At 34.8% G+C, this 13,397-nt stretch carries 12 protein-coding genes; 1 reads left to right on the top strand and 11 read right to left on the bottom strand.

Annotated features, from left to right (window positions below; translation table 11 throughout):
* Positions 1 to 153: 153 nt before the first annotated feature.
* From RK01_RS03270 to RK01_RS03225, 9 genes are all read right to left on the bottom strand, one after another.
* Entirely contained in the window at positions 154 to 1,302 is a 1,149-nt protein-coding gene (locus RK01_RS03270) for a site-specific integrase (protein WP_016171850.1), read from the bottom strand.
* Positions 1,302 to 1,493 carry a DUF3173 domain-containing protein gene (locus RK01_RS03265; RefSeq protein WP_016171849.1) on the bottom strand — a complete coding sequence of 64 codons (192 nt, stop codon included), beginning with the start codon at positions 1,491 to 1,493 and terminating at the stop codon, positions 1,302 to 1,304. Before RK01_RS03265 ends, RK01_RS03270 begins: the two co-directional genes overlap by 1 nt.
* A gap of 954 nt (positions 1,494 to 2,447) precedes the next feature.
* Positions 2,448 to 3,638 carry an IS256 family transposase gene (locus RK01_RS03255; RefSeq protein ID WP_016171848.1) on the bottom strand — a complete coding sequence of 397 codons (1,191 nt, stop codon included), beginning with the start codon at positions 3,636 to 3,638 and terminating at the stop codon, positions 2,448 to 2,450.
* A 474-nt stretch (positions 3,639 to 4,112) separates the two neighbouring features.
* Complete coding sequence (locus RK01_RS03250; protein ID WP_016171847.1) at positions 4,113 to 5,594, bottom strand: PTS transporter subunit EIIC; 1,482 nt, start codon at positions 5,592 to 5,594, stop codon at positions 4,113 to 4,115.
* Positions 5,595 to 5,618: 24 nt separating this feature from the next.
* Positions 5,619 to 6,230 (bottom strand): YczE/YyaS/YitT family protein, encoded by a 612-nt coding sequence (locus tag RK01_RS03245; protein WP_430604980.1) that lies wholly within the window; start codon positions 6,228 to 6,230, stop codon positions 5,619 to 5,621.
* Positions 6,220 to 7,653 carry a 6-phospho-beta-glucosidase gene (locus tag RK01_RS03240; RefSeq protein WP_016171845.1) on the bottom strand — a complete coding sequence of 478 codons (1,434 nt, stop codon included), beginning with the start codon at positions 7,651 to 7,653 and terminating at the stop codon, positions 6,220 to 6,222. The genes RK01_RS03245 and RK01_RS03240 overlap by 11 nt, the downstream gene beginning before the upstream one ends.
* A 190-nt stretch (positions 7,654 to 7,843) precedes the next feature.
* Positions 7,844 to 8,383, bottom strand: a complete 540-nt coding sequence (locus RK01_RS03235; protein WP_244874949.1) for a MurR/RpiR family transcriptional regulator — start codon at positions 8,381 to 8,383, stop codon at positions 7,844 to 7,846.
* A gap of 354 nt (positions 8,384 to 8,737) precedes the next feature.
* Complete coding sequence (locus RK01_RS03230; protein WP_016171843.1) at positions 8,738 to 9,298, bottom strand: recombinase family protein; 561 nt, start codon at positions 9,296 to 9,298, stop codon at positions 8,738 to 8,740.
* A gap of 479 nt (positions 9,299 to 9,777) precedes the next feature.
* Entirely contained in the window at positions 9,778 to 11,685 is a 1,908-nt protein-coding gene (locus RK01_RS03225) for a heavy metal translocating P-type ATPase (RefSeq protein ID WP_002301365.1), read from the bottom strand.
* Positions 11,686 to 11,940: 255 nt separating this feature from the next.
* Between RK01_RS03225 and RK01_RS03220 the strand changes: the two genes are divergently transcribed.
* Complete coding sequence (locus tag RK01_RS03220; protein ID WP_002301366.1) at positions 11,941 to 12,261, top strand: ArsR/SmtB family transcription factor; 321 nt, start codon at positions 11,941 to 11,943, stop codon at positions 12,259 to 12,261.
* Positions 12,262 to 12,372: 111 nt separating this feature from the next.
* Here the strand turns inward: RK01_RS03220 and RK01_RS03215 are convergent, their stop codons facing one another.
* Entirely contained in the window at positions 12,373 to 12,987 is a 615-nt protein-coding gene (locus RK01_RS03215) for a CadD family cadmium resistance transporter (RefSeq protein WP_010620830.1), read from the bottom strand.
* A 16-nt stretch (positions 12,988 to 13,003) separates the two neighbouring features.
* Entirely contained in the window at positions 13,004 to 13,366 is a 363-nt protein-coding gene (locus tag RK01_RS03210; RefSeq protein ID WP_016171842.1) for an ArsR/SmtB family transcription factor, read from the bottom strand.
* Positions 13,367 to 13,397 lie beyond the last annotated feature (31 nt).

Genomic DNA, 13,397 nt, shown 5'->3' with positions numbered 1-13,397 from the left:
AGAATCCCTTGCTATTTCTTAGGTTCATCATCGTCGTCCATTTTCGATTCCGACAACTAGCCTCTAAAGACCGGTATATCAACATCGGAAATTCAAAAATCGGCTAAAAACGGCTCGTGACAGTAATTTGACAGCAGTAAATCGCAAAAAAAATTACACTTCAAATTTGGTAAATTCATCTGCTAAAGTTTGATTGGTATCGGGATAAAGATGCCCATACTTATCTAAAGTTGTCTTAACAGAAGAATGCCCCAAGCGCTTTGAAACGGCATAGATATTGTTATTATGCTCAATCAAAAATGCCACATGAGAATGACGTAATCCATGTAAGTGAATCGGTTTGACACCAGCAACTTCAGCTAATTTTTTTACTCGACCTAAAAATGTCTTTGGAGATGGCGGCAAACCATCAAAGGTAAAAATGAAGCCCAAGTCATCCCCAATCGTTTTTTGAGATTCTTTCCATTCCCTTAAGTCTTCTATCGTTTGCTTGTCTAGGGTAATCGTTCGGATACTTGAAGTATTTTTAGTATCTGAGAAATCATAATCCGTTCTTGTTCGGATATAGAGTGACTTACTCACACTACAAGTTCCTTTACGAAAATCAATATCTGGCCACTGTAACGCAAAAAGTTCTTCACTTCTAAGTCCAGTCACGAATAAAAAGCGCATCATTCGTTTATAAAAGGCTTCTTGGAAATCACATCGATATGAACAATTGTATACTTTCTTAAATTCATCAACAGTCCAAAATGCCACAACCGATCGCTGGGTTCTGATTTTCCCAATAGTATCTACCGGATTCTCATCAATGACTTCCAAAACTACCGCACGTTTAAAAATAATCCGTAACTTATTAAAAATCTGTTTAATATAATTGTTCGAAAGCGGACGTATTTTTCCTTCTTTATTCGTGACAGAACATTCTTGAACAAGAAATTGTTGAAACTCTTGAATATGAATTGGCCGAATTTTTTCCATTTGCATGTTTCCAAAATAAGCTAAAGCACGTTTTAAAGTCTTATCGGTTTTTACGTAAGTTTTCTCAATCGTCCCAAGTTTATACCATGGAAAAAAGTACTTCTTATAAAACTCACGAAAAGTAATCCCTTGTAAATAAATTTCTTGAGAATCAGAATAATTCTTTTTCAATTCCTCCATCGCATCTTTTGCTTCTTTTTGTGATTTAAATCCTCTTCTAGTGGGTTGAATTCTCTTTCCGAAACGATCATAACCCAAAGTTAATGAAAAATACCACGTTCCTCTCTTCTCGTCTTTGTACACATTTGCAACTCTTCTCATCAGTATTCATCCTCCCAAGAAATGTGTAAGACCTCTTCAATGACACTCACAGGTATCCTTTTAATCTTACTATTGCGATAAAAAGAATACCCATTAGTGACCAAAAGAGCTTTGCATTCCCTGAAGATCTTGTCAGCGTAATACCGTGAAAATCCCAACTTGATAATATCTTGCCGAGTGGCTGTCTTCATTCTACCGCCTTCTCTTTCCTACGTCAGCGCCTCACGAAAAAACATAAGTTACAAATTATAAAAACATTTATTTATCTACCAGCTGCTCATGTCAAAAAGCACATAGGATTTTCACCTCTCCCCAGTGATGGCGAGCCAATTTGATTACGGAAGTATCATTATTACATTTGCAAATCATGGCTCGAATTCGACAATTCTTCTCTCAATTATTTATCGCTCCGGTTACTCATCATGGCGTAATTGAGAAATGCTTCTTGCAAATGGAAAGTACTGATAGATTTTGTATTCAATTTTCAAAGGTCATTTTTCTTTACACTAATAAAGACATTTGAGGATACAAAAAAAGCAACTCTCTTTGAAAGAAAGTTGCTTTTGTGAGAAATTATTATAGCCATAAACATTTTGATAAGCATTTTGATAAGCATTTTGATAAGCATTTTGATAAACATTGTGAATGCTTTATATTTATTTATACTTGCTCCAACTGATAATTTTTTACTCAAACTCAAATTACTTTTAATCCAATTTTTACAATACTCAGGTAACAAAAACTTTATTATCGTTCAATTATTTGAAGCAATAGTATCAGTTAAACACAAATCGTATAGATACTATCAAACAAGATATAACTTTTAAATTTAAGGATCATATTCATTGTCTTGTTAATCTAATATGTTGAAATAGGATATAGTAGGTTTCTGTTTAATAAAGAATTCTGTTTAAAACAAATGCAATCTACAAATTATAGACGAAAAATGCCAATATATAAAAGATAATAAGCGAATAGTAACTTTTATACAACTCTCAAAAAAAATCATGATTCCGAGGTAAATAATGCTTCGGTTCACCACCAAGCTCCCCTGCTTTGATATAACCATCACATAGCCTATAGCCATAAGACTGGGGAGCGTCAATAATTTTGTGTAAATGGTTCTTCCCTACTGTAGATTGTTTCTAATTCTCCATCGGTTGACTCAGCATTTGTTCGAGCTCGCCTTCGGCCTGTTGGAAACCTTTATGACTGCGACCTAGGAATTTTTGGTTGTGAGTATCAAAAGACGAGACTAAGAAACGTTCCATCGACTCTTCATTTTGGAACTGTTCCTTGCGGTGGCTGTATTTCTTGATTTGCTTATTAAAGGATTCAATCAAGTTCGTAGAGTAAATACTCTTGCGTATGGCTAATGGGAAATCATAGAAAGTGAGCAGGTAATCGTTCGAAAGAATTGATTCCACCATTTTTGGATAGCTGATTTTCCATTTTTCCGCAAAAGCACCACGTGCTTCCAATGCCGCCTTTTTAGATGACGCTTGATACACCATTTTAAAATCATCACAGACTTCCTTACGATCATCGACACGCACTTTGTGACTGATATTACGGGAAACGTGCACACAGCAATGTTGAAAACGGGCTTTGGGGTAGAACCGCTGCACGGCCCCTGCCATCCCCTTTAAGCCATCCGTGATGAAAAGGAGGACGTTTTTCACGCCACGTTCATGGAGGTCTATTAAAATCTCTTCCCAAATCGTGATAGATTCAGTTGGTGCAATTGCATAGCTCAACACTTCCTTTGAACCGTCCGGGCGAATGCCAACTGCGATATGAATGGCTTCCTTGGCGACGGTTTTCCGCTTTAAAGGGATATAGGTTGCGTCCATATAAATAGCGGCATAACGGTCATGAAGCTCACGTTCCTTAAATGAAGTGACTTCTTCCGTAAATGATTTAGTCATATTGGACATGGTTTGGGGCGTGTAGTGATGCCCATACATTTTCTCAATCAAGTCTGCGATTTCCGACATGGTAATACCTTTTCGGAAGAGGTGAATGACGGTCTCCTCTAAGGTATCATTCGTCCGTCTATAAGCAGGAACAGTCTGTTGCTTGAACTCGCCGTTGCGGTCGCGCGGAATCTGGAGATGAAGTTCCCCGTACTCGGTCTTGACCGTACGGTCATAGGAGCCGTTACGAGAATTACCCGTGTTAAAACCAATGCGATCGTACTTTTCGTAATCGAGGAAAGCCGTTAACTCCGTTTTGAGAAGCGTATTGACAGCTTTTTCCAAATGGACACGGAATAATTCATTCAAATCGCCTTTGTTCGCTAGAGTCTTTAGAATTTCTGTAGTAAAATCGTTCATATGGAAGTCCTCTTTTCTGTGAATGTGTTGTGGTAACTCTATTCTACAGAAGGGACTTCCTTTTTTCTATTTACACAAAATATTTTACACTCTCCAAGTGTTAGAAATTACGAACCAATAATTATTTATATATAATTATATCGATAAATAAGAATTAGAAGTAAAAGTATAAAGAGAATAAACGAAGGTGATGTAATGACTTTGCAAAAGTTAAAATAACGAAAAAACACTTTTCATAGCAGTTTAATAACTACCATGAAAAGTGTTCAAATTTTTTAATTAAATAAGGGACTAAAATTGTCCACCCAAGTTAACATAGAACCGATATTTCTATCTGATTTTCTCTAAGTTTACTTTTATAACTGTTAAGTATCTATGCAATTTTTCATTGTCATCAATATTAGATTCTAGTATTGCCTCGAAATATCCTCTTATAATGGAAAGAGGGGTTTTTCTAAATCATGAGCTAATGATTCAACCATTTCCACTTGTTCTTGTTCCATCTTCCACTGGGCGAATATTTTTTTCAGCTTTCAATTCTCTACGCTGCTCATAGACTAGAGTAATGATGAAAGCAATGATGAATGTTAGAATATAAGATATGAGTCGATGCCATACATTCATGGTAATTTCTCCGCTATCAGGTATATAACTTGCTAGACTGAAAATACCAAGCCCACCCATACGATATGGAACAACATCAAAATAACCTGAATAGCCCCCGCCAATCCCACTTGCAATTAATGCAATGATAAATAAATGCTTCTGAGGCAGTAAAGTACCATATACTCCAGGCTCAGTAATACCAAAGAAAGATGAAAGTGTAGCAGGTAAGGTAATTTCTTTAGTTTGTGTATCTTTTGCTTTAAAAAATACAGCCAACAATACACCCATAACTCCCGCCCAAGCAACATCACTAGCACCAAATATAGGAGAGTATCCTTGTTCAACAACTTGTAATATAGCAATTGGAATCAGTCCCCAATGTAAACCAAACATAACAAGTAGCTGCCAAAGTCCTCCAATTAATACACCAAAAAGAATTGTATTCAATTCGTATAAATATTTAAATAGGGCTCCAACCAAGTCTGATGACCATGAAGCGGCTGGACCAATAATTAGTATAGAAATTGGAATAGCAATTAACAGTACAGCAAATGGTACGAAAAATGTTTGAACAGACTTAGGGATAGTTTTTTTTGCTATTTTTTCTATCTTAGCTCCGAACCAAATTGCGATGATGATCGGTATAATTGTTGCATAATATCCACCAGGTGGTAAAATAATCGGGAGCCCTAGGAAAGTCTGATAGACGTCAGACTGGAATATTGTATTTTCAAATAAAATAAAAGCTGAATTTCCACTGGCTAAGCTATCAATAGTTGGGTATAGAAGCGCACTAGCAATCGCTAATGCACTGAAAACATTAAGTTTTAATGACCTCGCTGCAGTGACTGCTAGCATAATAGGGAGAAACTGAAAAAATCCGTCTCCAGCAATATTCAATATGGCGACTAAACCACTATTATCAACATTTAGTCCAAAAGATCCAAAAATAGCAACAAGTCCTTTGATCATCCCAGCTGCAGCTAGTGCACCTAAAAATGGTTGAAATAGACTTGAAATAAAGTTAATAAATTTGTCTAGAATATTTACTTTATTACCTTTCGTACTATCTTCATAATCTTCATGCTCGACGACTTTGTTGCTTTTTAGTTGATTATTAATTTCTTCGTACACATCAGCAACTTCGTTACCTATGACCACTTGGTATTGGCCGCTCGCCTTAACGACAGTGATTACTCCATCTAGCGAATTAATAGCGTCAGTATCTGCATTTAATTCATCATATAATTCAAATCGCAAGCGCGTAATACAATGACGTAAGCTTTTAATATTTTTTTGACCACCCACTAGTTTAATTATGTTCTCAGCGAGTTGTGTATGTTTACTCATTCCGATTCCTCCTAAAATTGTGCTTTAGAGACAACTTTTTTTTAATATAAACTTATTAATTAGATTATACGTAGTGTTTAGAATGTAACCAATCAGAAATACGGAGATTAAAGGACCAATAATAAGATGCTGATTAAGCAACAAAGCAATAATAAAGAGACACAGATCCCCTAAACTTCTAATCAACCCAATTGATCGCTTCGTGACCTTACTAATCCAAAAAACACATGCATCATAAGGCATTTTCCCTAAATTTGCACTTGTATAGATACCGGCTCCAATCCCAAGTAATAAAATACCCATAATTAAGAAAAGAAAGTTGCCCGGATTACTGAGTCCTTGATTTAATATATATTCGGCAGTTGCTCCAACAATATAAGGTTGGAGAATACTCCCAATACCTAATTGAGCGCGGTCATAAATTAAAGGTGGAATCAGCATTAGTAAAGTGATAATCATATTGGATTGATTTAAAGTTAAATTAGTATGAAGTGAAATACCCTGCCAGACCCAAGAAAGAGAATCACTCCCATAACCTGTTGATATGGATAATGAAACTCCTAAGCCCATAACTAAAGATCCGAATAAAAGAAGAAATAAACGGAATAATGAGGTTAGATTAAATTTATTTATCATTTAAATTTTCACCGTTATTCTTAATTACTTCTTGATACCAATAAAAAGATTTTTTCGGAATACGCCGGAATGTTCCCTTCCCGGAATCATCTCGGTCAACATAAATAAAACCATAGCGCTTAGCCATTTCACCGGTTCCGTTAGAAATAGAATCAATACACGCCCATGATGTATAACCGATTAATTCGACACCATCTAGAGTGATTGCGTCCGACATGGCTTTGATATGTTCTTTATGGTACTTAATTCTATAATCATCATGAATCTCACCATTTTCTGTTAAATTATCGACAGCCCCTAAACCATTCTCGACAACAAACATGGGTTTGTTGTAACGATCATAAATTTCATTGATTGTAATGCGAAACCCCAATGGATCAATCTGCCAACCCCATTCGCTAGTTTCCAAATAAGGATTAATTTCTGAAGCGAAGATATTACTTTCGGTTTGATTCGCAGCATCAGGTTGGGCACTGCTTACTCTTGAAGAGTAGTAAGAAAAGCTAATAAAATCTACAGTGTGATCTCTTAAAGCTTCAATATCGCCTTTTTTAACAGGAAGAGTGAGACCGCGTTGTTCGATTTGTTTTAAGTAATAATTAGGGTAGTATCCTCTTACTTGGACATCTGAAAACATATAGCTTTCACGGGAATCTTGGATAGATTTCCAGACATCTTCTGGATGTGGTGTCTGTGCATAGTAGCTTCCAGCAGCCAACATACATCCAATGTGAAAATTTGGGTTTATTTCTTTAGCAATTTGGGTCGCTTTCGAGCTGGCGACTAATTGGTGATGAATCACATCAGTTACGATCTGCTCTCTATCATCCTCTGGCTTGAAAGTTAGGCCTGCTGCTACAAAAGGAAAATGTAAGACCATATTGATTTCATTAAAAGTGAGCCAATATTTGACATAGTCTTTATAATGATTAAATAATGTTTCGGTAAATTTTAAATAAAAATCAATAGTTTGACGATTCTTCCAACCCCCATATTCATTAACCAAATACATAGGGATATCGAAGTGATTGATGGTTACTAAGGGTTCAATATTATGCTTTCGACACTCTTTAAAGACATTCAAATAGTGGTCCAAACCTAACTGGTTAGGTTGTGATTCATCTCCTTTAGGATAAATCCTTGACCAAGAGATTGACAATCGATAGACTTTAAATCCCATTTGGGCCATCAGTGCAATATCCTCTTTGTAATGGTGATAATGATCAATGGCGACTCTTGATGGAAAAAAAGTATCCTCTGGTAAAGATTTAGGGTCCAAATTTCCTGTACCTACTTGAAAACGTAAATCCCCGTAAGGCATATAATCTAGATTTGAAGGACCTCGTCCATCAATATTGTAAGCCCCTTCTGTTTGATTCGCAGCAGTTGCTCCGCCCCATAAAAAATTCTTTGGAAATGACATGTATATTCCTCCTTGTTCTTATCACAAAGTATAAGGTATATGTTGCTAATCAAAAAGGAAGTTTCTTTAAAAGAAACTTCCTTGACGAATAAGCTTAATAGGTTTGCTTTAAATTGAGGATTAATAAATCAATAACATATTTGAAGAAGTAGGCATTGAACTTTCCATATTGTATGGGAACATGTAACTGTTACCCTTTGAATTTTATATTACTTTGACAACTTATAAGCCATTTTGTTCCATTCATTTTTTCGAGTCTCTTCACTACTCGTTTGTCGTACTTGAAAGTATTGCCGTCAATACTGAGTACTAATAATAAATCATTGTCGTTAATATCGTAGGAATGTTGAAAACCAACATCGCAAATAATAACATTCATGTTAATCACTTGTAGTTCTGTTTGGATCTGATGGCAGAGATAGCGCGCATCGCCTTGAGCAAAGACAAATATAGTATTTGCGGAAGTAAGCTGTTCAGTTAATAACTCCAGTTGATTATAATCTAACGAACTTGTTAAAGAGTTAAGAAAATGAATCATAGTACCTGCAAAGATTAAACTATTATCTTTCATATTGTTAGATGCTTTCGAATCGTGACGGCGTCTCTCTAAGGATTCGAGGTATTCTACGCAAGCGTCTTTAAACTCAATGTAAGTTTTATAGTCTAAATATCTGACATATTTAGAAATTTGGCTTTTTGATACAAAGGTTCTACTAGCAACCTCATCCATTGTAATATAAGGAATCTCGTGAATATGTTCTTGAAAGAATAAACTCAATATATAGAATGTCGAATTTTTTTTATAGGAATTTATTACATCATTTAATCTATCCATTATCAATCATATCAGTCCTTTATAAAGTAAAGTTAAAACAGAGAGAATAAACAGCTCAATGAAGTGGCTAAAGACTTATTCAAAAGTACATCGAGAGAATCATAAATGGATGCGTTCTTTCTCATAAATCAGACGTTCTTCTTTGACTGAATCGATATTTTTTTGTGCACTGATTAAAGACCGCTATCGCATAACGAGATGTAGGAGTGAGATTTTTCAATTTGACAAACGAAATTTATATAAAAATCGCTAGTGTTGTGACATGTATTTTCTCTTATAGCGTGTCAAAGTACTTTTACTAATACCAGTCATTTTTTCTACTTCTGTATAAGAATTTTCTTCAAGTAGCTGCATTGCCAAAGATAACTGTTGTTTTGAATATTTTTTTGGTCGCCCTTCCTTAAATCCGGGACGTTGCTTCGCAATCGCCTTTCCTTCCTGTGTCCTTTCCACAATTAAGTCCCGTTCAAAATCAGCAAATGCACTAAAGATTGTAAAAATTAATCTTCCCGTCGAAGTGTTCTCAATTATACCTAGATTAAGGACATTAATCTGAACGCCCTTTTCAAAAAGATACTTAATCGTATTTAAGGCATCTTGTGTACTTCGCGCAAACCGATCTAATTTTGTGACTACTAACGCATCGCCAGGTTGAATCCTCTGAAGCATTTTTTGGAATTCTGGTCTATCACTTTTTGTCCCTGTTATTTTTTCGAAGAAAATTTTATCACACCGTTCCTCTTCCAGCTGTCGCATCTGCCCTTCCAAATCTTGGTGACGTGTACTCACCCGTGCATAGCCATATTTCATGTTTTTCAACCTCTTTTCCTATTTTACTTTTGACCATTAGTTCTGACACCTCTGAACCCCTTGATTTTACTGGAACTGAAAACTATAGTCAATACTCTGTCATTTTTTTAGATAAATGGCATAAATTTTCAGCGCTAAGTGACAAAAGCAACTAATTTTTCATGATAGATTTTTAAATATCTCAATCTATCTCCAAAATTAGTTGCTTTTGTAGCTATAGTTGACTATGAATATGACAAATAATTAGAAAAAACTGTGCCAATTAAATATAAAAATGACATCCAATAAAATCAATGTTTTACATGTGTCTGCTTTGGGTACACCCAAATTAGACATAATTAAAGAAAAAACGTAGGCTTCTATTTTCGATACATGATTTTATCCGATTATGGTATATAATCGTTTATTTCTGGCGGTCATAAAAAAGAACCCTATGGGTGTAGGGTTCTTTATACATGATTTTATCCAATTTCATGTATTTATTTAGACTTTAATAATCGAAGACCATTTAATATCACGACTAAGGTACTTCCTTCATGAACAATCACACTAATGGCTATATCCGTTAATCCTACTAAGCTTACGGTAATTAGAAAAGCGACAACTACCATTGAGAAAATAATATTTTGCCAAATAACTCGATTCATTTTTAAAGAAATTTCATGAGCTTTTACCAATTTAGACAAATCATTTTTCATTAATACTAGATCAGATACATCTACTGCAACATCCGTACCCTCTCCCATAGCAATTCCAACATCTGCCTTCACAAGAGCAGGTGCGTCGTTTATACCATCTCCCACCATAGCGGTTATACCATAGGTTTCTTTTTGTTCATTGATAATGTTAGATTTATCTTCTGGCATGACGTTTGCAATTACTTGATCTACTCCTAATTGTTTACCAACAGCTTGCCCTGTCATTTCAGAATCCCCAGTAATTAAAGTGGTATGGATACCACACTTCTTAAAGTAATCTATAGTTGCTTTCGCATGTTCACTTGGAATATCCATTAATGCTATCAGGCCGATTACTTTTTCATTTTCTGATACATATACAACCGTATTACCTTCTGAAGCCCATTCTTTATTCAAACGTGTATAGTCATCCGATACAGCCTCAAAAGAAGTTGGTTTACCTATACGATAAGTGTTTTCGTTATAATCGCCTATTAAACCTTTTCCAATCTGATTTTCCACTTCAATAGCTAGTTTATTTTTTGGTTCAAACTTGTCTAAAATAGCACTTGCTAACGGGTGATTTGATTCTTTTTCAAGAGCCACTACGATATCAATCATATTTTCCTCGTTCACAGAATCAGAAAAGTAATAATTGGTTACTTCCGGTTTCCCTTTAGTTAATGTTCCTGTTTTATCAAAGGCAATGGCTTGAATATCCGCTAATTGGGACAAATAGGCACTTCCTTTTGAAAGTACGCCTCTTTTTGCTAGATTAGAAGTGGCTGACAATGTTACGGATACGGTAGCTGCTGCTAAAGCACACGGAGAAGCTGCGACTAAAAGGACTAATCCTCTATAAATACTTTGTGACCATGTCAAATCAAACAGCATAGGAGCAAGTAAAATGAAGAGTGGGATTGCAATTAAAACAAATTTAACATACTTAGGCTCAAACTTTTGGATAATACTAGACGCTTTTGTTTGATTCTCTTGATTTTGATTCACTAGTTGTAAAATCTTTGAAAAGACAGTATCGTTAGTTTCTTTTGTGACTTCCATAGTAAAGGTACCCGTTCCATTAATTGTACTCCCAAAAACTCCGTCTCCCTTTGATTTCTCTTTAGGTATACTCTCACCATTAATAGAAGATTCGTCAATCGAAGTAGAGCCTGATACTATTACTCCGTCAATCGGTACTTGGTCACCGTTTAACACTTGAAGTTGATCTCCTACTTTCAACTCACTAACATTAACGATTGTTGTATTGCCATCTTGCATGATTAGCCTAGCTGTTGTTGGATTCATTTCTAATAACTTGGTAATTTCTCTTTTACTTCTTCCTTCAGCATAATCTTCAAGAAAATGTGCTCCAGAGAAAATAAGAACCAATAACGTTCCTTCCCAAAAATTTCCTATCAGAGAAGCACCTATTGCAGCTATTCCCATTAAAATATGAGAATTAGGGGTAAATTTGTGTTGTCTTTTTGAGTTTTCAATCGTTTCTCCAATTCCTTCAAGAATAATGACATGATAACCAGCACTAATTGAAGCAATTGAAAACAAAGTGTTTTGGATTAAATTATTTTCTCCGTTTACAAATAACGCAATGAGCGACAATGCTAAACCAATAAAGTACAAAATAATTGGCATTTTCCCATGATCGTGACTATTATTTTCGTGTGAGTGTTGCTCTTGAATCTCTTTCATTTCTATCACCTTTCTTAATAAAACTTTTTTTTAGAAATCGTAATGCTTACGAATTACGTTTGAACGAACATTCATATGTCTATACATTCATTTTATATCGCTCTATCTAATTTGTCAAAAAAATAGTTATCTTATTTAGGTGATAAAAAAAATAGGACTCTAAAATAGCTACCCTTATACAAAAAATCTTGCTTTATAAAAATATTATGATAATCTAAATGTGAATAAACAAACATATGAAGGAGAGAAATTCTTATGAATTCATTATCAACTTCTCCATTAAAAAATGAATCTATCCAAGAGGTAAGTAAAATATTTAAAATGATCAGTGACCCTACCCGACTTTCAATTTTATTTCTTCTGCAGAAAGAAGAACTTAGCGTTGGAGCTATTGCGCATTCTTTGAGTATGGAACAATCAGCAATTTCTCACCAGTTAAAAACTTTAAAGACTTCAAGATTAGTAAAATCAAAAAGAGCTGGTAAAAATATGATTTATAGCCTTGACGATCTTCATATTTTTAGTATTCTTGAGCAAGTTTCAACTCATATCGAAGAACAAGAAAAAGAAAAATAAAGACAAACTACAAGGTTAAAATGATTTTACAATTCATTAGTTCAAATAAAAAAAGACAGCGAGTTAAAATCTCGCTGTCTTTTTTTATTTGAACTTCACTATCGTAGTTGTTTATATAAAATTTAATAGTGTTTGAATCGTCCCATTTTCTATCAAAATATAAATTCCTAAGCCAATAAACACTATAGGAACAAGGATTCGTTCATATTTTTCTAAGGTTTCGGAAACAAAAGAAATCTTGGCTAATTTGTAACTGATATAGCAAAGAACCGCAACAGAAATAGCAAATACGATTAGAGCGGTGACAATCTCTGAAAAAGATAACGAGGCAAAGTAAGGAATATAAATCCCTAAGTTATCGCCACCAGAAGCAATTGTTATTAAGGCAACGGTCCAAAAGAAGCGGTTTGTTCCTCTTGATTCAAGCTTTTCAACGACTTCCTCTTCTTCTTCCTCCTCTTCGCCAACCAATGCCACTCTGATTCCTAAGAAAATCGGAATTAGACCGAGAAGCCCAATGATCCAATCTTGCGGAATGAAATTCAGCACATATGCTGCAAATAAACTTACGGCTACTAAGATACCTGTTCCTAGATATTGACCCCAAAAAATCTGACGGAGCCCTTTTTTTGTATGACTTTGAGAAAAAATAATCAGCAAGATAAATAAATAATCAATGCTGGTAGAAACGTAAACAGCGAGAGCTGATAAAATACTTTGTAACAAAATAACTTCCTCCAAACTAAATTTTCATAGATATATTTTCTGACAACTTTAGAAAATCCTGCACAGCGGAAAGTATCTCTTCATTCGCTAAAGAATAATAAACTACTTTTCCATCTTGACGTGATTTTGCTATTTCGTTCTTTTTCAAAAAACGTAAATGGTGTGACGTTGTAGCAATACTAGCATTAAGTATCGCCGCTAAATCACAAACGCACATCTCCTTATAAGTTTCTAAAGTATAAAAAATTTTAATCCTAGAAGAATCGCTAAAACATTTTCCTAATATAAGTAAAGTTGAAAGGTCTTTATCTTTTAAATTGTTTTTAACACTAGCTACTTTTTCTTTATGTACGATAGCCACTTGGCAAACGTTTCCCATTCATCTCACCTCACATTCAAACGATTATTTG

Origin of the sequence: Enterococcus dispar ATCC 51266 (assembly GCF_000406945.1) — a bacterium.
GTDB classification, from domain to species: Bacteria; Bacillota; Bacilli; order Lactobacillales; family Enterococcaceae; genus Enterococcus_C; species Enterococcus_C dispar.
Note: the sequence above shows the minus strand (reverse complement) of the source record. Positions and strands in the feature narration are given on the sequence as shown.

What these genes read in the sequence shown, in the direction of transcription:
- RK01_RS03270 (WP_016171850.1), bottom strand. Translation starts at nt 1,302, where the DNA reads ATGAGAAGAGTTGCAAATGTGTACAAAGACGAGAAGAGAGGAACGTGG.
- RK01_RS03265 (WP_016171849.1), bottom strand. Translation starts at nt 1,493, where the DNA reads ATGAAGACAGCCACTCGGCAAGATATTATCAAGTTGGGATTTTCACGG.
- RK01_RS03255 (WP_016171848.1), bottom strand. Translation starts at nt 3,638, where the DNA reads ATGAACGATTTTACTACAGAAATTCTAAAGACTCTAGCGAACAAAGGC.
- RK01_RS03250 (WP_016171847.1), bottom strand. Translation starts at nt 5,594, where the DNA reads ATGAGTAAACATACACAACTCGCTGAGAACATAATTAAACTAGTGGGT.
- RK01_RS03245 (WP_430604980.1), bottom strand. Translation starts at nt 6,230, where the DNA reads ATGATAAATAAATTTAATCTAACCTCATTATTCCGTTTATTTCTTCTT.
- RK01_RS03240 (WP_016171845.1), bottom strand. Translation starts at nt 7,653, where the DNA reads ATGTCATTTCCAAAGAATTTTTTATGGGGCGGAGCAACTGCTGCGAAT.
- RK01_RS03235 (WP_244874949.1), bottom strand. Translation starts at nt 8,383, where the DNA reads ATGGATGAGGTTGCTAGTAGAACCTTTGTATCAAAAAGCCAAATTTCT.
- RK01_RS03230 (WP_016171843.1), bottom strand. Translation starts at nt 9,298, where the DNA reads ATGAAATATGGCTATGCACGGGTGAGTACACGTCACCAAGATTTGGAA.
- RK01_RS03225 (WP_002301365.1), bottom strand. Translation starts at nt 11,685, where the DNA reads ATGAAAGAGATTCAAGAGCAACACTCACACGAAAATAATAGTCACGAT.
- RK01_RS03220 (WP_002301366.1), top strand. Translation starts at nt 11,941, where the DNA reads ATGAATTCATTATCAACTTCTCCATTAAAAAATGAATCTATCCAAGAG.
- RK01_RS03210 (WP_016171842.1), bottom strand. Translation starts at nt 13,366, where the DNA reads ATGGGAAACGTTTGCCAAGTGGCTATCGTACATAAAGAAAAAGTAGCT.